We start from the raw sequence: 26,921 nt of genomic DNA, 5'->3' as shown, positions 1-26,921 counted from the left end.
ATTTGACAAACATCAATCTTTTAGCTTGGCCATGTTTTTCTTCTTAGCTTCTTCAACAGCTTCTTTCAAATCATCACCGACAGTCATTTCAGTCGGTTTCACACCGGACATATACGCTGCGCGTCCCATTAGATGGCCGCCGATAGGAGAAGTAATGAACAGAAATACGATACCAAGCAACAGTTGAATACTAAAGTGACCTTCATTTAGCCAGAAATGGAAAAACACGCCGAGCAGAATGCTAAGTACTCCAAGCGTAGCACTTTTCGAAGCAGCATGTGCACGTGTATATACATCCGGCAACCGTAAAATCCCGATCATGGTCACAATGGTGAAAATGGTGCCGACTGTTATCGTCAAGACTATGAGAATATTAGCGAGTATGATCACGTTCGATGATCTCTCCTCTCTCAATGAACTTGGAGAACGATACTGTACCAATGAAAGACATAATCGCGATGAGAAGGATCACATCAATAAAGAATTTTGTTTCAAATAGGATTGATATCAATGCAATAGCTGAAATCATCATGACACCAATTCCATCAAGCGCAATAAGTCGGTCAGGAACAGATGGCCCGCGGAAAACTCGGTACATAATTCCGACCATGGACAGGAAGACGAGCATGAGACAGACCCATATGAATATCATCATCCTCGGCTCACCTCCAAAATCGCTTTTTCAAACGAGTTTTTAATCGAATCAATAGCCTCATCTACATCATCCACGTCAATTGCATGGATATAGAGAGTTCGCTGATCACTTGATACATGGAGGACAATCGTTCCAGGTGTCAACGTAATCAAGCTTGATAATAATGTGATTTCCCAGTCTTCCTTTAAATCTGTAGGCAGTGCAAAAATAGAAGGTTGGATGTTCAGTTTTGGTTTAATAACAAGAAGCAAAACTGAAATGTTGGACATTGTCAGTTCTTTCGCAAATAAGAGTATCAACTTGATCATTGCCCATAAACGCCACAAATAAAGCCGGTTTTTGAAAAAACGTCTTGTAATAATGATCATGATTAACCCGATCAAATAGCCTACGATAAATGTACTCGCGGTCAGAGAGGAATTCATGAACATCCAAACGACTGCGATGAAAAAGTTCAATAGTATTTGAAATGCCATCGACATCTACTCCTTTACCCCGCATAAACTGGCAGTACATCATAAGAAAAACTGCCAGTACATGCCCGAATGGTTCAACTCACAATCAGTTGAAAAGCGTTACTGATTGAAGTTTCACTTTAACACCGCATCAATATAGATGGATGGTTGTAGTAACACGTCAGTGGCATCTGTCATGAATGGCACGAGCCATTCTGTGCCGACCCCGTAAACAATCGTTAACATGACTAGGACAAGCGCAGGGCCCATTAAACGAAGATAGGCTTTCCTGTCTGTCTTGGGCAACTCCATTTTTGGTTCACCCCAGAATGCATAAATGAAAATCCTCATGACAGATAGCAAGACGACAAGACTGGACGCTAAAATGATGATGCTACCCCAGACGTTACCCGCCTCAAAAGCACCTTTCACAATAAGTAACTTGCCGACAAATCCGCTAAGCGGCGGTATGCCTGCCAATCCGAAAGCGGCTATTAGGTAGAACCAGCCAAGTGGCGCATGTGTTTTCATCAATCCGCCCATCTTACGCAAGTTCGATGTCCCGGTAATATAAATGATAATCCCGATCAGCAAGAACAGTGCCCCTTTAATAAGCATGTCGTGGATCAAGTAGAAGACAGCCCCGGACATTCCAGCTTCGTTCATTTGCGCAGCGCCAAACAGGATGACACCGACTGCGATCACGATGTTGTAAATGATGATTTGCTTCAGATCAAAGTAGGCAAGTGCACCGATACAACCGGCAATTATCGTCAAGATCGACAACACCATAAGGATTTCATGAGTGAAGCCTATATCGTGTACGAAAAACAGGGTGTATGTCCGCATGATGGCATAGATACCGACTTTTGTAAGCAAGGCTCCGAACAGTGCAAGCACCGGTACAGGAGGTGCTGAGTAGGATCCAGGCAGCCAGAAGTATAGAGGGAATATCGATCCCTTAATACCGAACACGATTAGGAACAGCACAGCGATGACAGTAATAATACCGGGTTGATTAACCTCGGCAATCTTCACTGAAATATCCGCCATGTTCAAAGTCCCGACGACAGAGTACAGATAGGCGACTGTAATGACGAACAGTGCAGACGAGATGACGTTCACAAGTATGTACTTGAGTGATTCACGCAACTGCTTCTTTTCTCCGCCGAGCACAATCAATACATAGGAAGCCATGAGCAACACTTCGAAGAAGACGAATAAGTTGAAAATATCTCCTGTCGTGAACGCTCCGTTAACACCTGTCACCAAAAATAAAATGGCGGGGTAATAGAAAAAACGTTCACGTTGTTGTCCGATAGAAGTGAAACTGTAGATCACGATGAATAAAGTCAGTAACAAAGTCGTAGTGACAAGTAATACTGACAGCATATCGGACACCATTGAAATTCCAAATGGAGCAGGCCAGCTTCCGAGTGTAATCGCTTGTATGCCATCGGTCTTTACCTTCCACAAGAGTACAAGGGATGCCGCTAAACTGACAACGACCCCAATAAGTGCCAATATTCGCTGTGTCTTAATTTTCTCTTTGAAAAACAAGAGCAGTATTGCGAAAAAGAAAGGAAGAATGATCGGAAATAAGAGTAAATTAATCATGTTCGTCATTTCCTTTCAGTTGATTCATATTATCCGTTTTGTGCACCGCATAAGCCCGATAGGCTAAAACGAGGATGAAAGCTGTGACACCAAAACTAATAACGATTGCCGTCAAAATGAGTGCTTGTGGCAATGGATCGGCAAATTCAGTTACGCCATCTGCCAATACCGGCGGGGCAGTACCACCGAGGCCGCCCATTGTCAGAATAAGTAAATGTGCACCATGACTCAATAAGCCGGTTCCGATAATGATTTTCAAAATACTTCTTGAAAGGATCAAATAGACGGCCGCGGTGAATAGTACACCGATCAGAATAGCCATTAACAATTCCATTACGAATCCCCTCCAATTGACTGGATGATTGTAATAGCAGATCCGACTACGACGAGGAATACGCCTGCGTCAAACACCATGGCAGTATGAAGTGATGTCACTCCGAATAAAGGCAGCGTAAAATCATCAAAAGCATGGGTGAAGAAAGGGACGTCAAAGAAAATGGCGCCTGAAGCCGTCCCTAAAGCAAGCAACAATCCGATTCCTGTCATGATTGTAAAATTAAAAGGTAATGCTTTCTGTACCGTTTTCAAATCAAATGCAAGCAGCAGCAAGACAATAGCTCCTGTCGTCAGCAAGCCGCCGACGAATCCTCCACCAGGTGTATAATGACCTGCGAAGAAGATATGAATGGAAAAAAGGAAGATGATGAAAAACACCAATTTCGTCGTTGTCTGCAAAATGACATCATTTGTTTTCATCAGGATCCTCCTTTCCTGCTAACCGAAGTTTGATCATGCCAAGGACACCGATTCCGGCTATGGACAGCACTGCAATTTCAAATAGCGTATCAAATCCACGGTAGTCCACTAAAATGACGTTTACAATATTTCCTCCGCCAGCTTCCGTTGCTACAGTATCTATATAGAACTGTGAAATGGAAGAAATAAGCTTCTGAGAATGCGCTGATAGGGCAACCAACGTTACCGTTACACCAACGCCAAGTGCGATAATCGCATTGGCCAGTTTGTTGCGCTTCGTCTCACCATGATTCGACAGCTTTGGCAATCGTTGAAATGCAAGGAGGAACAAAGCTACAGAAACGGTTTCAATGACCAATTGCGTTAGAGCCAAGTCAGGGGCTTTGAATATGACAAAGAACAAAGCTACCGAATACCCGACTGCTCCGAGGGAAATAATTGCTCCTAGCCTAGTTTTAGAAAACAGGATAAAAGCGACGCCGAGCAACAGAATAATTGCGTTGATGATGCTGAACGAATTCAATTTTGTGAAACTCGACATATCAACAACAAAAGCATTTTTCATGAAGAGGACAGAAATTGTGATGACAGAGAAAAAGGCGAAAATATACATCAAATACGTTCGAATCAGTCCTGTCATATAGAATCTTGACAGCTTGTTCATTCCTTTTTCGCTAAATGTCATCGTCCCATCATATAAGGCATTGAGAGACAATTGTTCGGGTTGAATCGCATATACCTTCTGCCACTTTGAAAGCGACACGAAGAGAAGGGCACCGATAATGACTACACCGACAGTCATCCACAATGCCGGTGAATCGAATCCATGCCATGCGGATACAGTGACAGCCACTTCGGATGGATGACTATATTGGTAAGGCTGGACTGCCATTACAGCAGGTTTTACCAACCATTTACCAACAACGTTCGGAATAAAGAAGATGGCTACGACCAAAGAAGCGAGAATGATTGGAGAGACTAACATACCAATCGGCGCTTCATGTGGGTCTTGCGGCAACGGTTGTTCTTTCCGTTTTCCAGCGAACGTTTTGAACACGAAGTAGAAACTGTAAATGAATGTGAATACGCTTGCAATCCAAGCGATGACGGGGAAGAGAATCCCCCATGTATCAAAGTTAAATAATTGGAAATCGCGCAGCGCATACATGGAGTCCAAGAACATTTCCTTACTTAGGAATCCATTGAATGGCGGTAAACCGGCCATTGACATAGATCCAATGAAGGCGACTGTAAAACTAATGGGCATGATGCTCATCAAGCCACCAAGCTTCCGAATATCCCGTGTACCGGTTTCATGATCGACAATCCCAGCAATCATGAACAAACTGCCTTTGAACGTCGCATGGTTCAGTAGATGGAACAGTGCAGCGAACATTGCGAAGGCGAAAATGGCTTCATTCGTATGGAATGTAATCGCGCCTGCCCCAAGTAGAGACATGATCAGTCCAAGCTGACTCACTGTCGAGAAAGCAAGAATCGCTTTTAAATCTGTTTGTTTTATTGCGAAGAAAGATCCCCAGAATAAAGTCAGCAATCCGATTCCTGTAACAAGCCAAATCCAAACTTCGGACACAGCGAAAATCGGTGTGAACCTGGCTACGAGATACAATCCTGCTTTTACCATCGTGGCGGAGTGCAAGTACGCACTGACAGGCGTCGGTGCTTCCATTGCATCTGGCAACCAGATGTAGAAAGGGAACTGAGCCGATTTAGTAAACGCCCCAAGTAAAATGAGAATCAAAGCCAATGTGAAAAATTCATGTCCGACGAATGTGGACGATTGTGCAATGAGTTCACGGATTGAGTATGTACCGCCCATTATCCCGAGAAGGACAAACCCCCCGAGCATCATGAGTCCGCCGAAGACCGTGATCATCATGGATTTCAATGCACCAAACCTCGAGCGGTCACGTGTATACCAATAACCGATTAATAGGAATGAAGAGATTGAAGTCAATTCCCAGAAAAGATAGAGAGAAATGACATTATCCGATTGGACGACACCGAGCATTGCGCTCATAAAAATGAGAAGATAGACGTAGAAGTTGCCTAGCTTCTCCTTGTTCTTATCAAGGTAAAAGATCGAGTACAAGACGACGAGTGCTCCGATTCCCGTTATAAGAAGGGTGAACAGAAGGCTTAGCCCATCAATGTATGAAACAAATGAGATGCCGAGTGCCGGAATCCATTGCAGTTCAGATATTGCATGTCCGCCGTCCATCGTCGTACTCAGGAATGTCGTATAGTAAATGAATAGTAATACAGGTACGACCAGTACAAACCAACCAGTATGTATGCCTTTCAATTTGCGGAAAAGAAGCGGAACAAAAAGGGCAACCACAATTGGCAGGAAAATCAAAAATACAAAATCCACGTAAATCCTCCTTCCAAAGAGTGAATCTTTATTCGTTACATTGTTATCGAGTATAACGTAAATTGACGGCTTTTGCATAGGGTACACGCCCACGTTATTGCTTAATCGCTTTCTCTTCCTATATTATAGGGAAAGGGAAAATATTTCTTTACGGGGTGTCAAATGAGAAATCCATATCTATTCGGCTATTTGCCTTTTTTAACTATATCGCTATTCAGTTTGACGTTCGGCGTCTATATGGTCGGAACGTCGACAGCATTCTTTTCGAAAATCGGTTTGTATGCGGGAATGCGAGAGTTTTTGACAGATACTCAGTTGCGGCTTTTCTTGCTAATTATTTATGCGCTTGCCTTTTTTATGTTATTTTCCGCATTGAAACTCATTGCAGAAACAATTCACGAAACGGCAATGCTCTTTTTTTCAAAAGATGCAGTCGGGGAATCGTATAACGAGGCGAAAAGCGGTAATCTCATCTATTTTTTTGGCGCACTCGCTTCCGTTGCTGGAATTCAATCGCTGAACATACTGATTGGCGTTTTCCTTGTAACGACTTTTATCTATTTTGTCTACAGCGTGTTCATGCTTAGTAAATATTTAACTGTCTTTAGTACGATTGGTCTGCTCGTTTTTGAAATCTTAGTATGGGGTGTTCTATTGTCAGTCTTCATTTATATCATTTTAAAATTGTACAATGGAATCCTTGCAAGCTTGCCTGTTACATAGAATAAGACTAGCGATTTCGCTAGTCTCTCAGTAATTCATTGAACAGCTTCAAATGGATTTTGGTATCACTGAGCCGCTGAACGGACGACGGCTTGTCATAGCCAATCCAAACGGCTGTTGTATATTTGTCGTTCATGCCTGCAACCCATAAATCCCTGTACTTATCCGTTGTCCCTGTTTTGGCGCCGGTATAGCCAGTTCGATAAGTGATGCCCCTGCCTGTGCCGTTAAGCACGACATCTTCCATCAGATTGCGAATGATTGAAGTTGTGGATAACGTCCAGACTTCCTCGCGTGTTACATCCCAGCTATACAGTACTTCGCCATTGCGATCTTTTACGTTTCTTATGGCGCGGGGCGTCGAATAATTCCCATCTATGAAACTTGTATAGGCCGAAGCCAGTTCGAGTGGTGTTACACCGTGGCTAAAACCGCCAAGGGCAGCAGGGTAGACGTGATCTTCCTTCGTGACATGGTCGAAATGGAAAGGCTGCAAATGGGCAAATGCATTTTCAATTCCTACATTGCGAAACACTCTTACTGCCGTCGTATTGTGACTATGTCTGAACGCTTCCATCAATGTTGTCGTTCCATAGGAATAACCTCCGATGTTTTTCGGGCAGTAGCTACCGATGCATAGGTTACTGCTATCAATTGGTGTGCTTTCCTTGAAAGGTCCACTTTCAAGATAAGGTGCATAGACGAGTAAAGGTTTCATCGCTGAACCTGGTTGCCGGACTGCTTGGTAAGCACGATTGAAATCGGCTTTACGGTATCCTTTTCCCCCGTAAACGCTGACGACTTCCCTTGAAGCATTATCAATGACTGCTGCACCTGCCTGCAGATCTTTGACAGTCAAGAGGGAAGACAAGGCAGCCTCGTCTCGCTTTTGCTTGTTTGGATCAAGCGCTGTTTCAATCTGGATGCCTCCCGCTACAACTTCTGCAGTTCTCCGTTTCAATGCATCCAATTGGATTTTCCTCTGTTCCTTGCTTTCCGCATGACGAATTTTCACGTCAAAGCCTTCCTTTTGACTGATTAAATCTTCTAGTTCTGCAAGTACGTACGAACTGTACATCACATAGTTATCTGTTTTTTCTTTCACATTCAGAGTAATCGGTTCCTGTTGATAAATCTCTGCTTCAGTTGCAGGGATTGCGCGGTTTTTAGCCAGTATAGATAGGAGCAGTTCCTGTCTTTTTTTTGTGCTTTCGAAATGACGGATTGGATCATATCGGGAGGGGTTATTCGGTATCGCTGCAAGGAAAGCCATTTCGGCAGGTTCTAACTGATCGAGCGGGCGGCTGAAATAGTAAGTGGCGGCCGCGCCAATACCATACACTTGATTGCCAAAATACATTTCGTTTAAATAGATTTCAAGAATCTGCTCTTTTGTCAATTGTTTCTCCATTGTCGCAGCATACAAGAGTTCCTTGAATTTCCGCTCGTAGGTTTTTTCGTTTGACAGAAAGCGCATTCTGACAACTTGTTGTGTAATAGTGGAAGCGCCTTGTTGTCTATCTTCGCTTGCTGTATTTATCGCAAAGGCACGGAATATGGCTCCGACGTCGTACCCTAGATGATCATAAAATTCCTTGTCTTCACTGAGTAGAAATAAGTCTTGGACGAAATCAGGTATTTCAACGAGTGGTAATGGATTTCGCCATTCTATGTATTGTTCTGCGAAAAGTCGTCCATTACGGTCAGTCATCGATACCGGTATAACGATGGAAGGCTCGGATAGATCAATGGATTTTTCAACTTTATTTTTCAGTAGACGGCTTTCATTCCACTCACTTGCAATTGCCTGTTGGATACCGAACAATATTGGCAACATACAAATTATGAAAACGATGCCTATAGCCTTTTTCAATCTAATCCCCCTTCCTATAAAAAATATAGCACATTTCCAGACTGGAAATGTGCCGTGTTTTATATATGTGATTTTTCTTCTTCTTCCGCCAGGAAATCTTCGAAGTCCTGGACAGGTTTTCTCGTAGCATAATACAGAAATGCGAAGCCGAGAAGGAATAATACCCCTGTCAAAATGAAGACGGCAGAGATGCCGATGAATCCACTAATTATACCGCCAAACATCGGGCCAATAATGTTACCTAGAAAGCGGAAACTTGTATTGTAACCCATTACTTCACCTTGAATATCAAGCGGTGCTTCACGTCGTACCAATGCTGTTGTTATGGGAATCATTCCGCCGATGGCGATACCGAACAGTAATCGCCAAAACATTAATTGCCAAATGGAAGATACGAAAGCCTGTGGAACGATGAAGAGGAAGGATAACAGCAATAGAGCACCGAGCACCTTCTCATAACCGATGTCATCGCCCATTTTTCCCCACTTTCTGGCAAACAGAAGATTACCAACCCCTGCCGCACTAAAAGTAATACCTGCAAGGAAAGCGACATCCTTCGCATCGGTCAGTTCTGCGACATATAAGGATAGCAACGGCTGAATACTGAAGTTACCGATTTGAATCAAAGCGGTAACAATCATGATATTCAGCATGAGCCGATGATGGAGCAGTCCCGAAAGAATCGTTTTTCGTGAATACTGGACAGCCTTCTCGTTTTTCACTTTCTTTTGCTCTTTAATGCCGAACAAGACGATTAATGCTGCAATGACGACTGAAATCGATGTAATCACGAATGTATATTGGAAACCAAAAGCATCCGCCATCAATCCACCAAGTACAGGACCGAATAGTGTTCCAGTAACACTGCCCATCTGCAAAGTGCCAAGTTTCTTACCGGCTTCTTCACGTGCTGTTTGAGAAGATACAAATGCCAAAGAGGTTGGGATAAACCCTGTCACGACACCATTGAATAGCCGTAATAAGAAAAACGTTTCAACTGAATCTACAAATCCCATTAAGAATACCGATGTCGCTATACCGAAACCATTGATGAGCAAAATCGGCTTGAAACCATATTTATCTGCAACTCTGCCCCAAATCGGAGACATAATCAACGCGGTTATAAAAGTTGCCCCAAAAATCAACCCAGCCCATTTTTGCACATAGGCATCGGAATGATCACCGAATGTGTCAATGTACAATGACAGGAAAGGCATGATCATTGTCATTGTGCCAGCCACCAAAAAGTTTGCAAACCAGATAATAATAAAATTCCGTTTTTGAATAGTCACGTGTCAACCCTGCTTTCGTGTGCAATGGCGTTAGAAAAACATAGTCGTCAGCATAAGAATTCCCTGTGCTAATGTACTCTAAACGCTCTATTACACTACAACAGTATAAATCAATTCGAGACCCGAAGGAAGCTTCATGCTTATCAATCGAAAAATGAGAAGTGATGTGGTAAACTGTTTCAGGGTGAGTAATAATGAAAAAAATGCTTCTTACTTCGCTTACGCTTTTCGGCATGCTTCTTTTAGCCGCTTGTGGTCAAAGTGAAGACAAGCAAGATCCGGAAAAACCAGCTACAGAAAATAGCTCATCGCCCGTAACAGACGGAGCGACAAATGAGGAGGCCAACAATATGTATCCACAATTATCAACAGAAGTAGCAGCAAACGAAGCACTTGTCGTTATGAATACGACAATGGGCCCTATCAAAATCAAACTATTCCCGGAAAAAGCGCCTAAAACAGTTGAGAACTTCTTAACTCATGCTGAAAATGGCTACTATGACGGGATCATCTTCCACCGTGTAATTCCGAACTTCATGATTCAAGGTGGCGACCCAACTGGAACAGGTATGGGTGGAGAAAGCATCTACGGCAGTACATTTGAAGATGAATTCACAATGGATCTTTTCAATCTACGTGGCGCTTTGTCAATGGCAAACGCGGGTCCAGGGACAAACGGAAGCCAGTTCTTCATCGTTCAGGCATCTGATGCACCAGGCAAAGCTAAGCAAATGATCGACGGCGGATGGCCAGAAGAAATTGCAAAAGCGTATGAGGGAATGGGTGGAACGCCACACCTTGACCAAAAACATACTGTTTTCGGACAAGTTATCGAAGGTATGGATGTTGTCGACAAGATCGCAACAGTCAAAACAAATGCCGATAAGCCTGTTGAAGAAATTTCAATTGAGTCAATCGAAATCATCCAGAAATAATAGACCAGTAAGGAAGTGTATGTAAATGAACGTTTTGCTAATGCCGTTCCTTTACTTTCCAGAAGATAAATCTGAGTACATTCCAGCCGCCATATCCTTTGCATTTTTCATGGTTCTTCTAGTTCTGACATTTATGTGGATCAAAAGAACCTCGAAAAAGCAAGAAGAGGAAACGCGCGAACTGGAGGAACGAATTCTGCGTGAACGCCGTGAAGCTAAAGAACAGCAGCAATCACACGATCAATGAGATCTCGTTAAATCGAAAGAAGGCATCATCCGTTTAGGGATGATGCCTTCTTTTTTAATCACTTCTATAAATCCAACAAAGGTTACCTCATCATACATAAAAAGAAGAACCCAATTGGATTCTTCTCTATACTTCCTTATTAAGACATTGCTGTGATGAAGCGTTTTACACCGTCTTCCACTACGGACCGTGGAGTTGCGATGTTCATACGCAGGAAGCCTCTTCCTGCTTCGCCGTATTTCGTGCCTGGTTCAAGTGCGAGTTTGCCTTTATTCAACAGCTTATCCATCATTACTTCTTCAGATAGGCCAGTTTCACGGTAATCTATCCAAAGAAGATAGGTCGCTTGCGGTTTGTGGATGTTAATGCCCGGTACTGCAGCAGTCAATTCACTAATGACATAGTCGATATTCGAAGAAATGACTTCTAACAATTGGTCTAACCACTCATCGCATTCAGTGAACGCAGACTTTAGCGCAGAAGCTGCAAAGGCATTTAAATCCATTTGGCCATGTGCCATTGCGCTTTTTTGCAGTGCTTCACGTAATTTTTCATCATCGGTAATCATGACAGCGGCTTGGACACCTGCCAGGTTAAACGTTTTAGTAGGCGCTATACACGTAATGACCTTGCCGCCTTCCTCTTCTGCAAGCATTGCAAGTGGAATGTGCTTATGTCCAGGGAGTACAAGATCAGCGTGAATTTCATCAGAAAGGACGAGAACGTCGTATTGCTTACAGAGTTGAAGGATCTTTCTCAGTTCTGCCTCTGTCCAAACGACACCACCCGGATTATGGGGGTGACACAGAATGAATACTTTAATATCCTGTTGCAAGCATTTTTCAAATGCATTGAAGTCGATTGAATACTGACCATTTTCTTCTTTGAGCTCGCATTCGACAATATTACGGTCTTGGTGACCCGGCACATTGAAGAAAGGAGGATATACAGGCGTTGTGATCAGTACATTGTCGCCTTGCTTTGTGAATGTCTCGACGACTGTGGCAATGGCAGGTACGACTCCATGATGGAAGAGCATCCATTCATTTTTCGTTTCCCATCCATGCCGGGATGAAAGCCATGTTCTGACAGCATCCTTGCACGTTGCACATATGTATGAGTAACCAAAAACACCATGTTCTAATCGCTCTTTCATTGCGTTAATAATCGGTTGTGGTGTAGCGAAATCCATATCGGCAATCCACATAGGTAAAACTTCGGAAGCATCGTCAATTCCGTAAACCGTCTCCATATTTCCCCATTTAACAGATCGGCTATCTTTACGGTTGATTACATGTTCAAAAGTATTCATTACAAAAATCCCCCATTTCCTTTTTTCTTTTACTCTACTATGTTATTATACATGAAACAAAAGAAAAAATAAGGTGACTTGTCGTGCAAACAATTGAGATGAATAAAAAAGCGGTTCTAGTTCTGGAAGACTGGGATCCTTTCAATGTTGGACGGAAGGCTTATGCGGTTGAGATTGCAGACGTGGTCTCTGAACTTCATATCTATGACCATCCTACAGATCTTGCCAAACGGATTCGGGACATTTACGAACATTCTTATGCAACCTGGATTCCAATAGAAAAATGCATGCAAATAGCATACAAACTGTTAGCGATAAAATACGAAGCCAAATCTATAGTTTAAAATGACACCGCATCTACCACCGAGTAGTTGCGGTTTTTATTATTATTCGGATAGTTTTACAAGTCATTTGAAACAAAAGAAGGAGAACCGTCGTATCATCAGCAGAAGAGATAGAGAGTGAGGGGGATTCATGGACGAAAAAGATTTGATCAACAGTGCACAAAGTGGGGATCGGGCAGCTTTTGCGCAATTGATGGAATTGCATTATCGAACTGTCGAGAAATTCGCGTATCAATGTGGTGTTCGCTTAGATGATATACCCGATGTTACTCAGGAAGTATTCATTAAATTATATAGATTTCTCCCACAGTTTAACCAGCAGCGATTTACGACGTGGCTTTATAAAATTACGCTGAATGCTGCGCGAGACTATTACCGTAAAGCTGGCAGAGAAAATGAGAAGGAAGAACGAATGAAAAATGAAGTGGGACGGGATAATCAACAATCGGCAGAGAAGCAAGTGTTATTGTTTGAAGAAGATCAGGAATTACATATGGCGATTTTACAATTGGATGAGAAGTACCGCATTCCACTGATCCTGTTTTATTTCCAGGACTTGACGTACCAGCAGATTTCCGACGTGATGAATATTACAATGGCGGCGGTAAAGACTCGAATTTTTAGAGCGAAAGATACGTTGAAAAAAGAAATCGAATCGAATGGAGGGGTAACACATGAGCAATGATCATTTTGAAAAACGGATGGAATTTTTAAAGAAATCATACGAACGTGTACCTTCTTCATTTGATCCGGAAGCTGTTTTCAACAAAATAGATCAGGAGCAAGAACCAAAACCGGTGCAGCAAAAACAAAAGAAAAATGGTGGTTTCAAGCAAAAGCTTACCGTATGGGCTGCAAGCATCGCAAGTGTGTTCATCCTTACTCTAATGGGAACAGTTTTCATTTATGATCAGAAGCAGAATTCGGAAGAGCAGAATTTAGAGAGTACGGTTACGGACGAGTATATTGAGGAACTCAAACAGAAGTATGAAGTAGAAAAAGAAAAACGGCGCGAAATGCTGAAGTTGGATGAAGAGCATTATGACAAGTATTTGTATTATAACTATATTTCCATGTTGGATCATGATGGTTACATTAATAGCATTAAACAACATGATAATGGAGCACAGCTAGCCGACGAAACTTATCAGCAAGCAATTGACGAATTAAAGACGCCTGCTGAAATGATCGAGGACTTAAAAAGTAATCCTCTAACAGAAGATCAAGAAGCGAGTATTGAATTTATCGATGCGTATCGAGGTAAGGTCCAGCGATTGGTCGCTATTTACGATCAGATATTAGCGCAACATAAAGAGGCAATCGATGCATATGAAGTGGACGCGTCGGCAGACAAAGCGGAAGTCATGATGGTAAGCACGAACAGCTTCCCTGAACAGCTCCAAAACATCATCAATACGATGAAAGAACAATCGATCAAGCTAGAGACAGGCAAATATTCGGGGGAAGTGAAAGCTAAGTATTATATGTCTCGTGCAACAGAAACCCTAACTGCCAAACTTCACAATGATACGTATGCGTATGTAAGAATGATTGCTGACGAGCCGTATATGTATGCTGGTAATCTGGAGTATTCTATTGCAGAAACTACGGGCATGGTTATGACGATGGAAAATACACTGATGAAAGCGGAGGAGGACAGTTCGTTATATCCTGTGTTGGAAACTTATTTCGTTACGCTGTTCAATGAAATCGTAAAAGGAAGTAAATCTGCGAAGCTGTTCAATGCAGATGGCGTATTACTGCCTGAATATCAAGAAGCATGGACTACTCTGTCGTTAAATTATGAAGCAACTCCATTGTCGTATATCATGCAGCCGATTGTGAAAGAAATGAGGGCTTCTGGGTGGCGCACTTCAGAAAGATGGAACCGTCTATCTTATGAAGCGGTAAGTGAAGCGCTTGTGTTGTATCGTGAAGGTGTATTAGAAGAGTATATGTACGGTGAACAACCTGTTTTTGAGGATGAAACCGTAACGTTGCCTAACTCTTCATTTGATAAAGAAGTGAAAGCACTTTATACAGCTTATAAGAAGTCCTATGATAAAAAAGTTCTCGACGGTGTCTCGGCGATATATGTAGCGGGTGTATTTGATTATGCGAATCAAATGGAAGATCCTGAAACGATGTTTTATTTGGCAAATCGAGATTCGATGGCTCAAATGTATGATGAAAATTATGATGGCGTCTATTCGAAAATGAATGAAAAGGATTTGTTGGAAAAATACAAATCGAAATGGACGAAGTCGCTGTCGCAGTTCAGAAATGCAACAAGTCTTCAATTCTCAGGTGCAAGTCAACGTTTTGAACATTCATTGGTTTCTACTGTCGCTATCAATGATAAAAATGGCATGATCCGAACGATGTCCATGATTTATGGCGACCAGGATGTTTGGGAAGTCATGGATGTTTATCATCAAAGAATACCATCGTACGATATGGCGCCAGAGATGGAAATTGATGATTCCATCAAATCATACGCAAAAGAAGTGTATGGCTATTTCAGAAAGGACTATAATCATGCGGAGTTGTTCGGACAACAGGCTTTAACGGTTATGGGGATTTACTTCCACGCAGGAGCTCAAAAAGATTATGAAACGCAATATGAATTGTTTTATAAAGGTAAAGGTCTGATGGAGAAAGAGAAATTCCTAAAAGATGCTGCCAACTATTTCGAGCCTTATTCAGAGGATATGTATACGACGATGTCATTCCAAGGTTTGGAACAGGACAGTGATGGGAACTGGCCTGGTATTGTGACACTGACTGTTGATACAGATCTTTATCCGGAACTGCCTACGAAGCGCGAGTTTCACATGATTTGGACTGAAGACGGCTGGAGGGTCAAATTTCAACCATTTAAATAAATGAAAAGGCTGCCAACTGGGCAGCTTTTTTAATGAACTAGAAATCAATCAATGAGACTGTTCTCTTTGTACGATTCTCAGACAGGTCACAGAACTCCCCCCTTCCTAATGAAATGAAAGCGAAATAAATTAGCAGAGATGATTTTGAATTATCACTATACTATTTGGTATAGTATAGCTAGGGTATGAGTTTTAGAAAGTAGGGGAGTAAATGGACAGGATTGTGAATGGAGATCATGAGGCGTTCATGGAACGAATAACGTTTTTAATGCGTGAAGTGGAACTTTTATCTGTCCAATATGGGGTGACTACAGAAGATGCAAAGACCGTCACTGAAACATTATTTGTCGAAGTGTATCAAAAACGACATCTGTTAACAGAGGAGCTACTTGAAGAAGATGAACTAATCAAAAGGGTCTTGTCACGATTGGCTAATATGGAATTAAAACCGTCAACTGACAGGTTATTTGCTTTTATTGAGGATGATGAGTTACATAATCGAATCATGATATTGAATCAAACGTGGCGCGTACCTCTCATCCTGTCGAAATTTCATACTAAAACAACTAGTGAGATCGCAGCAATTGTTGAAATTCCAGAACAGCAAGTGCTTGATGCAATCAACGGGGCAATGCAGAAGCTGGATGAGCCAAACTTAGAAAAACGCCTTGAATTTTTAGGAAGATCGTACAATAGACTTCCATCAGAAGTGTCTGACCTAGAGAGCATTCTTGCTAAAAGCGCTGAGCAACCCGCACTCGAAGTAAAAAAGACAGGAGCGTCTAAGAAGAAAACGATCCTTCTCTGGGCGCTTGGAGCTGTTCTCGCATTTTTCTTTACATATGGAATGATCATGAATAGTGATACTTATCAACAATCTGTAGGCGAAAAAATCATAGAAAACGCCGTAAAGGAATTTGAAGATCAACTTGATAGGCGGCTTCAACTGGCTGGATTACCTGACGATAAACTGAAATATAATCAGTCTTTCTCACATGGGAATGACGTACGAACGAGACATGAACTTTTTATTATAGAGTTACGAAATCAGTTGCAGGAACAAGGCAAAATTAATAAAAAAAGAGTTGGTAAGGAACAAGTAGCATTTATGAACAGAATAAGTTTGCCAACCGATTTGATTGACCAATTGGAAAAGGAACCGCTTAAAAACGATGAGAAAAATAGTATGAGGTTTTTAAGTGAATTGTATGAGTCCGTTCAGTTTTTAACTATTTCTTATAGTATGTTGTTAGAAGAAAATATGAATAAAGTGCTTGGTGAGGAGTATGACTATACAAGCTCAGATTATATGGAGACACTATTAGCTAAAGACGAAACTCTTCCTAAAACTCTTCGCGAAGCGTTGGACGGGATGGAGAAACACGGATTTTCATTGATATCTTTTGAAGATATTTTTGTATATCCTGTCTTTGGAAATGAGGAAGTTGAAAAGACATTAATAGAAAACCTTCATCCTAGTGTCGACTTCTACCTATCTATTATTACAGGTGGTGTTGACCATTTGGAAATTTACCCACTTGACGACCAAGTTGAAAAACTACTGGAAATTGAACAGGATTTGTTAGTAACTGATGAAGAAAGTATTGATATGCTCGTATTCAGTGCGTACACAAGACTTCTCGTTTACATCAATGGCTTGCATGAAGAAGAAAAGATTTATACGCCATTACGTACTGTTAAAGATGAATATCGAGACGCCTGGCTACGTATTGCTTCCAACGGAGATAACCCTATATCTGGACAATTGATGCAAGATATCGTACAGGAGATGGAAGCATCGGGTTGGACATATTCGGCGAAACATAGAGATCTAATCTATTTACTATTTAATGAAAGATTTGAACAGATGGTTTTACAAATAAAAGAAAAAAAGAATATGAAATCTTCGGACTTATAGCATGCGTTTTTGCCGTGAAAGGGCTTTCTATGGTATGATTATTGATGGCCGTATAGGCAAATTCGATAGTATTAGATTGGGAGCTGTTTCAAATGGGCAAAAAATACGAAGTGGGGGAAGAGCTTTCTGGCAAAGTGACAGGAATACAACCATATGGTGCATTCATCGCATTGGATGACGAAACGCAAGGACTTGTCCATATCTCAGAAATCACCTATGGTTTCGTCAGAGACATTAATGATTATTTGACAGTTGGAGATGAAGTACAAGTCAAAGTACTTGAGGTGGATGAAGGTGCAGGTAAAATCAGCCTGTCTATTCGCGCACTGCAAGAGCCACCAGCTTCAATGCAAAAACCAGGACGCCCCCGCAAATCATTACAAGACAAAGTGAAAGAACATGACGCTGAAGGATTTAATTCATTGAAAGACAAACTGACAGACTGGATTAATCGTTCGGGCTATTAAACAGAAAAACGGGAAATGGCTACTTAGCCTCTCCCGTTTTTTAATTTTCGTAAACGATATTGTAGGTTTTGACGGCTCATGCCAAGCGCTTGTGCCGTTTTAGTAATATTGTCTTCATGCAGCTTCATCGCTTTTTGAAGATAATACGCTTCTGCATCTTTTAAATACTGATCCAGTGGCAATAAATCTTTTTGTGGTTGGACGATAAAATCCATTGCTTGCAAAGGGTTGTCATTCATACCGTCCATTTTCAAGCGGAAGTGAAGCGGTAGCATCCCGTAGGTAATAATGGATTCCGTCGAAGCGAGAGATGCTATTTCATTCAGCAGAAATTCAAGCTCTCTCATATTGCCGGGCCAGTCGTATTGCAGGAAAAGTTCTTCCACATCCGGTGCAATTCCTTCAAGAGATGTACCAAATCGTTTCTTTCGGCTTGCCAAATAAGAAGTAATAAAGGGAAGAATATCTTCTTTTCGTTTTCGCAATGGCGGGATCCGTATCGCGAAAGAGGTGAAAAAGTAGTACAAGTCTTTCATTAACGTTCCATTGGCAATCAATTCAACAGGATCATCACCGATACTTGCGATGAATTGATGGTCAGCTTGCCCTGAACTTTTTAAAAACGCATAAAGTTTCTGCTGATGTTGAATGGATAATAAATCGATACGGTCACAGAATAACGTGAATGCTCCATCGGAATTCAAATCTTCATGCAGCGTGTCAATGAATGAATTGTCGTAGTGATGACAAGAGAGCATGTAGAACGACCCGTTTGATGGTGTCAGTTCATTATGGATACTTTCAGCAATCAAATCTTTTCCGGTTCCCGACTCACCAATTAGCAAGACAGGTAACCTCGCTTTTGCCGCTTTAACCGCTGTCGCTACTACTGCCTTCATTTCATCGGAGGTGGCAATGAGTTGATTGAACGTGACCGGGTCGCTGTTTTTACGTAAAGGATGAAGGATGAACTTCTCTAACGCCGTCACGTCACGTGCAATTTCCACTGCGCCAATCAGCGTATCTTCATGGAAAATTGGATAGGTATCATTCACGGTCGTTATTTCATTGCCTTTGCGGTTCCAATATGTTTGTTTAACATTCAATTGCTCGATACCGCTTTGAAGAACCTTAAGCAGTGTACTCTCTTCTTGATTGAAGTTGAAGAGTTCCAAAATTGAGCGGTCTATGACTTCTTCGAGTTCCAATCCTTCAATCGCTTTCATTTTATCGTTATAAATAACCGTACGTCCGGTATGATTCACAGCATGAATACCTACTCCGGCCCGATTCACCGCAAATTCATATAAAGGAAAGAGGAATTGGTCGATTGTATTCATTAAAAAAACACCTTCCGTTTACGTTTTTTCACAAAATGAACAAAAATACTTGAAATGTGCAACAATCTCTTGCATTATTATAGATGTAGCTTGAGAATAAATGCAAATATTTTTTGCGTACACATAACTGAGGAGGAATAAAATGATTCCATACAAACACGAACCATTTACAGATTTCACGCAGGAAGAAAACAAGCAAGCATATCAAGAGGCTTTGAAAAAAGTAGAAGGCTATCTTGGACAAGACTATCCACTAATTATCGGTGGCGAACGTATTATGACTGAAGATAAACTAGTCTCTACAAACCCTGCAAACAAAGAAGAAGTAATTGGCCGCGTTTCCAAAGCGAGCAGAGACCTAGCTGAAAAAGCGATGAAGGTTGCCGATGAAACATTCAATACGTGGAGAAAAACGAAACCTGAATATCGAGCGGATATTCTATTCAAAGCGGCAGCAATCGTACGTCGACGTAAGCATGAATTCTCAGCATTATTGACAAAAGAAGCCGGTAAACCATGGAACGAAGCAGATGCTGACACAGCTGAAGGAATTGACTTCCTTGAGTACTATGCACGTCAAATGCTGAAATTAAAAGACGGCATGCCAGTCGAAAGTCGTCCTGGCGAATATAACCGATTCGATTATATTCCACTTGGCGTAGGTGTTGTCATATCTCCATGGAACTTCGCATTTGCGATTATGGCTGGTACGACTGTAGCTGCGCTCGTTACAGGAAATACAGTACTGTTGAAGCCTGCGTCGACTACACCAGTCGTAGCTTATAAATTCATTGAAGTACTTGAAGAAGCGGGAATGCCTGCAGGAGTGGTAAACTTCATCCCTGGTTCAGGTTCTGAAATTGGTGACTATCTAGTAGATCACCCACGTACACGTTTCATTTCATTCACTGGATCACGTGATGTTGGCACGCGCATTTACGAACGTGCAAGCAAAGTGAACGAAGGACAAATCTGGTTGAAGCGCGTGATTGCTGAAATGGGCGGGAAAGATACAATCGTCGTTGATAACACGGCAGATCTTGAACTTGCAGCTCAATCCATCGTAAAATCTGCCTTCGGATTCAGCGGACAAAAATGTTCTGCTTGTTCACGTGCAGTCATTCATGAAGAAGTTTACGATCAAGTTGTTGCACGTGTAGAAGAATTGACGAAGGAATTGACGTACGGAGATCCTTCAGATAACTCGAACTTCACAGGTCCGGTTATCGATCAAGCCTCATTTGACAAAGTGATGAGCTATATCGAAATCGGGAAAGAAGAAGGACGCATTATCGCTGGAGGAGAAGGCGACAGCTCGAAAGGGTTCTTCGTAGCTCCTACAGTCATCGCTGATTTAGCACCTGACGCGAAAGTGATGCAAGACGAAATCTTCGGGCCGGTTGTTGGACTTACAAAAGCGAAAAACTTCGATGAAGCAATTGAAATCGCTAATAATACCGATTACGGCCTAACTGGTGCTGTCATTACGACAAACCGTGAACATATCGAACAGGCACGTGAAGACTTCCATGCTGGAAACTTGTACTTCAACCGTGGTTGCACAGGCGCAATCGTAGGTTACCAGCCATTTGGCGGATTCAACATGTCCGGTACGGATTCCAAAGCAGGCGGCCCAGACTACTTGCAACTTCATATGCAAGGTAAAACAACATCTGAAACGCTATAATTCAGCTGATCGAATCGTATAGTCAAACATCAATTTAAATTTGGAAGCATCCGTCTTTGAGACGGATTGCTTTCAATGTACATATCCTAAGAAGGAGGGAATTTTATGACAATCTCTGAAAAACTCATTAGCCAAACGAATAAGTTCGGTGCGAACAACTACAATCCGCTGCCGATTGTAATCTCTGAAGCGGAAGGTGTCTGGGTAAAAGATCCTGAAGGCAATAAATATATGGATATGCTTTCCGCATATTCCGCGGTAAATCAGGGGCATCGTCACCCGAAAATCATTCAGGCGTTAAAAGACCAAGCGGATAAGGTAACATTGACTTCCCGCGCTTTCCACAACGACCAACTCGGTCCTTGGTATGAAATGATCTGCAAAATGTCTGGCAAAAACATGACATTACCGATGAATACAGGTGCTGAAGCGGTAGAAACTGCAATTAAAGCAGCTCGTCGCTGGGCTTATGACGTTAAAGGCGTTGAAGAGAACAAAGCAGAAGTGATTGGCTGTACAGGGAATTTCCATGGCCGTACGATGACTGCTGTCTCCCTTTCTTCAGAAGAGGAATACAAACGCGGTTTCGGTCCAATGCTTCCAGGTATCAGCCTCGTTCCGTTCGGGGACTTGAAAGCATTGGAAGAAGCGATAACGCCGAACACTGCGGCATTCATCATTGAACCGATTCAAGGTGAAGCGGGGATCATCATCCCACCTGCAGGCTATATGAAAGCGGCATTTGAACTTTGTAAAGAACATAATGTTCTATTCATTGCAGATGAAATCCAAGCTGGACTTTGCCGTACTGGTAAAATGTTCGCTACCGAGTGGGAAGGTTTCGAACCGGATATGTATATTCTAGGAAAAGCATTGGGTGGCGGCGTATTCCCAATTTCATGTGTCGTTGCAAATGACGACATACTAGGTGTCTTCAATCCAGGTTCCCACGGATCTACTTTCGGCGGGAATCCGATGGCTTGTGCTGTATCCATCGCTTCTATTGAAGTGCTACAAGAAGAAAAGCTTGCGGAGAAATCGTTGGAACTTGGAAATTACTTTATTGAAGAATTAAAGAAAATTCAGCATCCGTCGATAAAAGAAGTACGTGGCCGTGGTCTGTTCATCGGTGTCGAACTGACAGAAGAAGCAAGACCGAATTGTGAGAAACTGAAGGAACTTGGTCTTCTCTGTAAAGAGACGCATGACACTGTGATTCGTTTTGCACCTCCTTTAATCATTACAAAGGAAGAACTTGACTGGGCACTAGAAAAAATCAACAAAGTTTTTGTGGGTTGATGAAATAATCCACACATTCTAATTGGACTATGGTACAATATTTGCGGAGAAAGACATTATGAAATCAAAGAGGCGAACTTTTACATGACTGAAAACCTGAATCTGTTTACGTCTACACAAGTTGTCATCAAGGAAGCACTTGACAAATTAGGCTACGATGAAGGAATGTATGATCTTCTGAAAGAACCTATTCGTATGGTAGAGGTTAGAATCCCTGTTCGTATGGACGATGGGAAAGTGAAGGTGTTCACGGGTTTCCGTGGCCAACACAATGATGCAGTAGGACCGACAAAAGGTGGAGTACGATTCCATCCTGGAGTTAGTGCTGATGAAGTACGTGCGTTATCTATGTGGATGACATTAAAAGCTGGTATCGTCGATTTACCTTATGGTGGCGGTAAAGGCGGAATCATCTGTGACCCACGTGAAATGTCTATGCACGAACTAGAAAGCTTAAGCCGTGGATATGTACGTGCGCTAAGCCAGGTAATGGGACCGACTAAAGATATTCCTGCACCGGACGTTTTCACAAACGCGCAAATTATGGCGTGGATGATGGACGAGTACAGTAGAATTGACGAATTCAACTCACCTGGTTTCATTACAGGAAAACCGATTGTACTGGGTGGATCACAAGGTCGTGACCGTGCCACTGCAGAAGGCGTTACAATCATTATTAATGAAGCGGCGAAGAAACGTAACATTGATATGAAGGGTGCACGTATTGTCATCCAAGGATTCGGAAACGCAGGTAGTTTCCTATCTAAATTCCTTCATGACGCAGGTGCAAAAGTTATCGGTATTTCAGATGCTTATGGCGCTTTGCATGATCCGGAAGGGTTGGATATCGACTATCTATTAGATCGTCGTGACAGTTTCGGCACAGTGACTACATTGTTTGATAATACGATTTCCAATAGCGAATTACTGGAATTGGATTGTGATATCCTTGTTCCGGCTGCTATTGAAAATCAGATTACTGAAAAGAATGCACATGATATTAAAGCTCGAATTGTTGTGGAAGCAGCGAACGGGCCGACAACATCTGAAGCGACGAAAATTCTTACTGAACGTGGAATTCTTCTTGTTCCCGACGTGCTTGCGAGCGCTGGCGGTGTAACTGTATCGTACTTTGAGTGGGTACAGAACAACATGGGGTATTACTGGACAGAAGAAGAAGTACGTGAAAAAATGACGAAGAAAATGGTAGACGCGTTCGAAAATGTCTATAACGTATCTTCAACTCGTAACATCGATATGCGACTTGCTGCATACATGATTGGTATTCGTAAAACAGCTGAAGCATCTAGATTCCGTGGATGGGCATAAGCTGATATATAAAGTAAAAAGCATCTCCTGGCTAACGGGAGATGCTTTTTATACTTTTTCAACCTTTTGTATCGGTGCGGGGTCTGTTTGATCATCTCTCCAATGATCAAACAACAAACCAAGTGATAGTAGACCTGATAGACCAACTACGAAATAGAGAAGTCTGGCGAGTGCTTTTGCATAACCGCCTGCAAATTGTGCAACAACATCATAGTTAAATAATCCTACAACACCCCAGTTAAGTGCGCCGATAATTGTAATGGCTAATGCTATTTTTTTTGCATTTTCCAAGCCTATGCACCTCCTGCCTATAGGTTTCCCAATATATAGCGTCTCATACTTGCACGAAGTATTTCTATCTTGGATAATAGGCAGTACTAGTAAAGGGAGGTCTTCTACATGAATGAATTTGTATTTCAAAATCCTGTTAAATTGATTTTCGGAAAAGATTCTATTTCGAACTTACCGAATGAACTATCAGCTTATGGTGATAGGATTCTCGTTGTATATGGTGGTGGCAGTATTAAAAAGAATGGTCTTTACGATGAATTAATGGATTTGTTGAATAAAGAAAATAAAGAAGTGTTTGAACTTGGTGGCGTAGAACCGAATCCAAGACTATCCACTGCACGTCAAGGTGCTGATATGTGTAAAGAGCATAATATCGACTTCATCCTCGCAGTAGGAGGTGGTTCAGTTCTGGATTGCACAAAATTGATCGCTACTGCAGCGAAGTATGATGGAGATCCATGGGATTTCGTCGTGAAAAAAGCGACACCGACTGATGCGGTCCCGTTTGGTACAATTTTAACGATGGCTGCAACGGGTTCTGAAATGAATGCTGGCTCGGTTATTACAAATGAAGAAACTGAAGAAAAATACGGATGGGGCGGTCCGTTTAACTTCCCGAAATTTTCGATTTTGGATCCGACGTATACACTCTCATTGCCAAGAAATCAAACGGTCTATGGAATTGTGGATATGATGTCTCATATTTTCGAACAGTACTTCCACACTGCAACCAATACACCGCTACTTGATGAGCTATGCGAAGCTGCATTGCGAACAATTATGGATGCGGGGGAAAAGCTTGTCGATGATCTGCATAATTATGACCTTCGCGAGACGATTTTGTTAAGTGGCACATGGGGATTGAATGGTTTCCTCGGGATGGGTAATGCAGGAGGAGATTGGGGATCACACGATATAGAGCACGCTGTCTCGGCAGTTTACGATATCCCTCATGCTGGTGGCTTGGCAATCCTTTTCCCAAATTGGATGAAGCATACAATGAAGCTGAATCCCGAACGCTTTGCACGAATGGCTACAAATGTATTTGGCGTTAATCCGGAAGGTAAGTCAAATGAAGATATAGCAGAAGAAGGAATTAATAAACTGCGTACCTATTGGACGTCCATCGGAGCACCTGAAACACTTGCTGATTTTGGTATTGACGATTCGAAGATAGATCTCATGGCGGAGAAAGCTGCTGCCCATGGCCCGGTCGGCAGATTTGGAAAGCTAAATAAAGATGAAGTGAAATCCATTTTGACCGCTTCTTTGTAAGAAAAGGACATAGAAAACGCGAAGAATCGATAACCGATTCTCCGCGTTTTTATTTAATGTGGGAATTTCAGTTTGGCACCTTCGGAAATTATAGGAGTGTTTGTTCCTGTCCATGATTTGATGCCATCATCTTCATCGAAAGAGATGAGTACGTCACTAACACCTTTCTGTTTTAGGATGACGAGCATCAACCTGTCACGTATGTCATCGATATAAGCGACGGTTTTTGAAGGATCCACTTCCACGATAATTTCTACATGCAGAAATTCACCTTCTTTAACGACTTCCACTTTCTGAATATCCTTTACATCTGGATCTTCAGCTACAATAGTAGATATATGCTGCAACATTTCTTCATCTGTTTCTCCGATGGCGCCTCGAGCATTTTCTAAAAACACCTTGCCGACGACATAAAACATCATGAAGCCAATTAGAACAGAAGCAATTCCTTCTGCGGCGAGAAAGCTCGTGTAATGCGCAATCAGAACAGCTGCAAATGCTAAAATTCCACCGAGTGTCGCAACGAGATCTTCCATGAAGACAAGTTTTGTGGCGGGTTTCGCTTTATTTAAATGAGAAAAGCTATAAATGAATGCTTGTAATCCGGTAAGTGAGCTTCCAGACTCGTGTGCAATTTCCTTGGAAGCTTTGTAGAGTACGAAAAACTCCAGTAATATAGCTACACCCAACACACTCAAGTTGATAGCTAACCCTTTTGTTTCAGTTGGGTTAAGTATATGATGCCAGCCTTCCTTTACTGCTTCATATGACATGATTGCGACTATAATCACTGCGCCGAGACAAACAAGGTTGACGACCCTTCCGAATCCGTTTGGGAATTTTGGGGTAGGCGCTTTTTTTGATAAAGCCGAACCGACATAGACAAAGAATTGGTTAGCGGCATCTCCCAAGGAATGTAACATCTCTGCAAACATCGCTACGTTGCCGGTTAGTATGTAAGCCGTAGCTTTTAAAACTGCAATTACGGCATTGACTATACCGGCCAGGAGGGAAGGTTTATTGCCATCTTTCAGTAATCTTAGAATATCTTTCATTTACCGTTGCCTCCATTAAGAGTAAATTTCTAATTCGATCGATTCAATAAAAGGTAGCTCGCTTAACTCAGAATATAATTGAGGGGTGCTTTTTTTGGAAAGTGCATTCATACGGAAGTCCAGCTTGTGTGTTAGCTCCTGTCCTTCGCGTTTAACCTGCCTGATGCGCAAACTTTCCACTGTCATATTCTCATCCTTTAACAACTGAATGAGCTCGTCGATTTTACTTTTATCAGAAATGACGATAATACATAGTGCTTCTCTCGATCTAATCCTTTTTGGTCCGAACTTACCTAGCAGGGGAGCGATCACTTCTATTACGAACAGTACGCTTAGTACAGCGAATGCAGCTTCTATATAAAAACCTGCACCTACCGCAATACCAATACTTGCCGCTCCCCAAATCATTGCTGCTGTCGTCAGACCTGTAATACTGTCATTTCCTCTTCTAAGGATGGCGCCAGCGCCAAGGAAGCCGATTCCACTTACAATTTGTGCGGCAAGTCGCAAGGGATCCATCGTTACATTAATATCAGTTCTGGACGGTACGAGATAAGCAGCCTCCATCGACACAATCGTCAACAAACAACTGAATGTAGATATGACAGCACTCGTTTTAAGTCCAATCGGCTTTTTCTTTATTTCCCTCTCTACACCGATTACTAAACTTAATGCTAATGCAAGTGCGATTTTAATGAGTACTTCAGGATACATTGAACTATTGGCAACCCAATCCATAAGATTTCCCCCTCTTTTTGGATGTATACATAT

General features: G+C 42.0%; 26 protein-coding genes. 12 read left to right on the top strand and 14 right to left on the bottom strand.

Translation table 11 applies throughout. The features are described 5' to 3' along the window. Positions 1–12: 12 nt before the first annotated feature. The 7 genes from mnhG to QWT69_RS10805 all read right to left on the bottom strand — a co-directional run bounded on the left by mnhG (position 13) and on the right by QWT69_RS10805 (position 5,878). Positions 13–390, bottom strand: coding sequence for a monovalent cation/H(+) antiporter subunit G (gene mnhG, locus QWT69_RS10835; protein WP_317965571.1), 378 nt, complete (start codon positions 388–390; stop codon positions 13–15). Next, on the bottom strand, positions 374–655 hold the full coding sequence (locus tag QWT69_RS10830; protein WP_317965569.1) for a Na(+)/H(+) antiporter subunit F1: 282 nt from the start codon (positions 653–655) through the stop codon (positions 374–376). Before QWT69_RS10830 ends, mnhG begins: the two co-directional genes overlap by 17 nt. Continuing rightward, positions 652–1,131, bottom strand: coding sequence for a Na+/H+ antiporter subunit E (locus QWT69_RS10825; protein ID WP_317965567.1), 480 nt, complete (start codon positions 1,129–1,131; stop codon positions 652–654). Before QWT69_RS10825 ends, QWT69_RS10830 begins: the two co-directional genes overlap by 4 nt. Before the next feature lie 114 nt (positions 1,132–1,245). Then, positions 1,246–2,727 (bottom strand): Na+/H+ antiporter subunit D, encoded by a 1,482-nt coding sequence (locus tag QWT69_RS10820; RefSeq protein ID WP_317965565.1) that lies wholly within the window; start codon positions 2,725–2,727, stop codon positions 1,246–1,248. Then, positions 2,720–3,061 (bottom strand): Na(+)/H(+) antiporter subunit C, encoded by a 342-nt coding sequence (locus QWT69_RS10815; RefSeq protein ID WP_317965563.1) that lies wholly within the window; start codon positions 3,059–3,061, stop codon positions 2,720–2,722. The genes QWT69_RS10820 and QWT69_RS10815 overlap by 8 nt, the downstream gene beginning before the upstream one ends. Then, positions 3,061–3,483, bottom strand: coding sequence for a Na(+)/H(+) antiporter subunit B (locus QWT69_RS10810; RefSeq protein ID WP_317965561.1), 423 nt, complete (start codon positions 3,481–3,483; stop codon positions 3,061–3,063). The genes QWT69_RS10815 and QWT69_RS10810 overlap by 1 nt, the downstream gene beginning before the upstream one ends. Then, positions 3,470–5,878 carry a Na+/H+ antiporter subunit A gene (locus QWT69_RS10805; protein ID WP_317965559.1) on the bottom strand — a complete coding sequence of 803 codons (2,409 nt, stop codon included), beginning with the start codon at positions 5,876–5,878 and terminating at the stop codon, positions 3,470–3,472. Before QWT69_RS10805 ends, QWT69_RS10810 begins: the two co-directional genes overlap by 14 nt. A 162-nt stretch (positions 5,879–6,040) precedes the next feature. Here QWT69_RS10805 and QWT69_RS10800 point away from each other — a divergent pair, with 162 nt between their 5' ends. Continuing rightward, on the top strand, positions 6,041–6,601 hold the full coding sequence (locus QWT69_RS10800) for a DUF5366 family protein (protein ID WP_317965557.1): 561 nt from the start codon (positions 6,041–6,043) through the stop codon (positions 6,599–6,601). Positions 6,602–6,620: 19 nt separating this feature from the next. Here QWT69_RS10800 and QWT69_RS10795 read toward each other — a convergent pair whose 3' ends face one another. Together QWT69_RS10795 and QWT69_RS10790 are read right to left on the bottom strand one after the other, a co-directional pair. Further along, a complete protein-coding gene (locus tag QWT69_RS10795) occupies positions 6,621–8,474 on the bottom strand; it encodes a transglycosylase domain-containing protein (RefSeq protein ID WP_317965555.1) in 1,854 nt (617 codons plus the stop codon). A 59-nt stretch (positions 8,475–8,533) separates the two neighbouring features. Next, entirely contained in the window at positions 8,534–9,766 is a 1,233-nt protein-coding gene (locus QWT69_RS10790) for an MFS transporter (protein ID WP_317965553.1), read from the bottom strand. Positions 9,767–9,960: 194 nt separating this feature from the next. Here QWT69_RS10790 and QWT69_RS10785 point away from each other — a divergent pair, with 194 nt between their 5' ends. Then, entirely contained in the window at positions 9,961–10,701 is a 741-nt protein-coding gene (locus tag QWT69_RS10785; protein WP_317965551.1) for a peptidylprolyl isomerase, read from the top strand. A 25-nt stretch (positions 10,702–10,726) separates the two neighbouring features. After that, positions 10,727–10,948 carry a hypothetical protein gene (locus QWT69_RS10780; protein WP_317965549.1) on the top strand — a complete coding sequence of 74 codons (222 nt, stop codon included), beginning with the start codon at positions 10,727–10,729 and terminating at the stop codon, positions 10,946–10,948. Positions 10,949–11,087: 139 nt separating this feature from the next. On the opposite strand, the gene QWT69_RS10775 is transcribed toward QWT69_RS10780, so the two are convergent. After that, positions 11,088–12,260 carry a MalY/PatB family protein gene (locus tag QWT69_RS10775; protein ID WP_317965547.1) on the bottom strand — a complete coding sequence of 391 codons (1,173 nt, stop codon included), beginning with the start codon at positions 12,258–12,260 and terminating at the stop codon, positions 11,088–11,090. A gap of 83 nt (positions 12,261–12,343) precedes the next feature. Here QWT69_RS10775 and QWT69_RS10770 point away from each other — a divergent pair, with 83 nt between their 5' ends. From QWT69_RS10770 to yugI, 5 genes are all read left to right on the top strand, one after another. Continuing rightward, a complete protein-coding gene (locus QWT69_RS10770) occupies positions 12,344–12,604 on the top strand; it encodes a DUF1871 family protein (RefSeq protein WP_317965545.1) in 261 nt (86 codons plus the stop codon). Positions 12,605–12,734: 130 nt separating this feature from the next. Then, positions 12,735–13,289 carry an RNA polymerase sigma factor gene (locus tag QWT69_RS10765; RefSeq protein WP_317965543.1) on the top strand — a complete coding sequence of 185 codons (555 nt, stop codon included), beginning with the start codon at positions 12,735–12,737 and terminating at the stop codon, positions 13,287–13,289. Continuing rightward, positions 13,279–15,489 (top strand): hypothetical protein, encoded by a 2,211-nt coding sequence (locus QWT69_RS10760; RefSeq protein WP_317965541.1) that lies wholly within the window; start codon positions 13,279–13,281, stop codon positions 15,487–15,489. Before QWT69_RS10765 ends, QWT69_RS10760 begins: the two co-directional genes overlap by 11 nt. A gap of 211 nt (positions 15,490–15,700) precedes the next feature. Beyond that, positions 15,701–17,407 carry a hypothetical protein gene (locus QWT69_RS10755; RefSeq protein ID WP_317965539.1) on the top strand — a complete coding sequence of 569 codons (1,707 nt, stop codon included), beginning with the start codon at positions 15,701–15,703 and terminating at the stop codon, positions 17,405–17,407. A 92-nt stretch (positions 17,408–17,499) separates the two neighbouring features. Next, positions 17,500–17,874 (top strand): S1 domain-containing post-transcriptional regulator GSP13, encoded by a 375-nt coding sequence (gene yugI, locus QWT69_RS10750; protein WP_317965537.1) that lies wholly within the window; start codon positions 17,500–17,502, stop codon positions 17,872–17,874. A 23-nt stretch (positions 17,875–17,897) separates the two neighbouring features. Here the strand turns inward: yugI and QWT69_RS10745 are convergent, their stop codons facing one another. Then, positions 17,898–19,214: a sigma 54-interacting transcriptional regulator gene (locus QWT69_RS10745; RefSeq protein ID WP_317965535.1), complete on the bottom strand. Its 1,317-nt coding sequence runs from the start codon at positions 19,212–19,214 to the stop codon at positions 17,898–17,900. Positions 19,215–19,356: 142 nt separating this feature from the next. Between QWT69_RS10745 and pruA the strand changes: the two genes are divergently transcribed. The 3 genes from pruA to QWT69_RS10730 all read left to right on the top strand — a co-directional run bounded on the left by pruA (position 19,357) and on the right by QWT69_RS10730 (position 23,529). After that, on the top strand, positions 19,357–20,901 hold the full coding sequence (gene pruA, locus QWT69_RS10740; protein WP_317965533.1) for an L-glutamate gamma-semialdehyde dehydrogenase: 1,545 nt from the start codon (positions 19,357–19,359) through the stop codon (positions 20,899–20,901). 105 nt (positions 20,902–21,006) lie between these two features. Continuing rightward, positions 21,007–22,200, top strand: coding sequence for an ornithine--oxo-acid transaminase (locus QWT69_RS10735; protein ID WP_317965531.1), 1,194 nt, complete (start codon positions 21,007–21,009; stop codon positions 22,198–22,200). An 84-nt stretch (positions 22,201–22,284) separates the two neighbouring features. Beyond that, the gene (locus QWT69_RS10730; protein ID WP_317965529.1) at positions 22,285–23,529 is read left to right on the top strand and encodes a Glu/Leu/Phe/Val family dehydrogenase; all 1,245 of its coding nucleotides are present in this window, start codon (positions 22,285–22,287) and stop codon (positions 23,527–23,529) included. 48 nt (positions 23,530–23,577) lie between these two features. Here the strand turns inward: QWT69_RS10730 and QWT69_RS10725 are convergent, their stop codons facing one another. Beyond that, the gene (locus tag QWT69_RS10725; RefSeq protein ID WP_317965527.1) at positions 23,578–23,820 is read right to left on the bottom strand and encodes a DUF378 domain-containing protein; all 243 of its coding nucleotides are present in this window, start codon (positions 23,818–23,820) and stop codon (positions 23,578–23,580) included. A 108-nt stretch (positions 23,821–23,928) separates the two neighbouring features. On the opposite strand from QWT69_RS10725, the gene QWT69_RS10720 reads away from it, so the two are divergent. Then, positions 23,929–25,095 (top strand): iron-containing alcohol dehydrogenase, encoded by a 1,167-nt coding sequence (locus QWT69_RS10720; RefSeq protein WP_317965525.1) that lies wholly within the window; start codon positions 23,929–23,931, stop codon positions 25,093–25,095. A gap of 53 nt (positions 25,096–25,148) precedes the next feature. Here the strand turns inward: QWT69_RS10720 and QWT69_RS10715 are convergent, their stop codons facing one another. Both QWT69_RS10715 and QWT69_RS10710 read right to left on the bottom strand, forming a co-directional pair. Then, positions 25,149–26,150 (bottom strand): cation diffusion facilitator family transporter, encoded by a 1,002-nt coding sequence (locus QWT69_RS10715; RefSeq protein ID WP_317965523.1) that lies wholly within the window; start codon positions 26,148–26,150, stop codon positions 25,149–25,151. A 15-nt stretch (positions 26,151–26,165) separates the two neighbouring features. Then, positions 26,166–26,888, bottom strand: coding sequence for an MgtC/SapB family protein (locus QWT69_RS10710; RefSeq protein WP_317965521.1), 723 nt, complete (start codon positions 26,886–26,888; stop codon positions 26,166–26,168). Positions 26,889–26,921 lie beyond the last annotated feature (33 nt).

Origin of the sequence: Sporosarcina oncorhynchi (genome assembly GCF_033304615.1) — a bacterium.
GTDB lineage: Bacteria > Bacillota > Bacilli > Bacillales_A > Planococcaceae > Sporosarcina > Sporosarcina oncorhynchi.
Note: the sequence above shows the minus strand (reverse complement) of the source record. Positions and strands in the feature narration are given on the sequence as shown.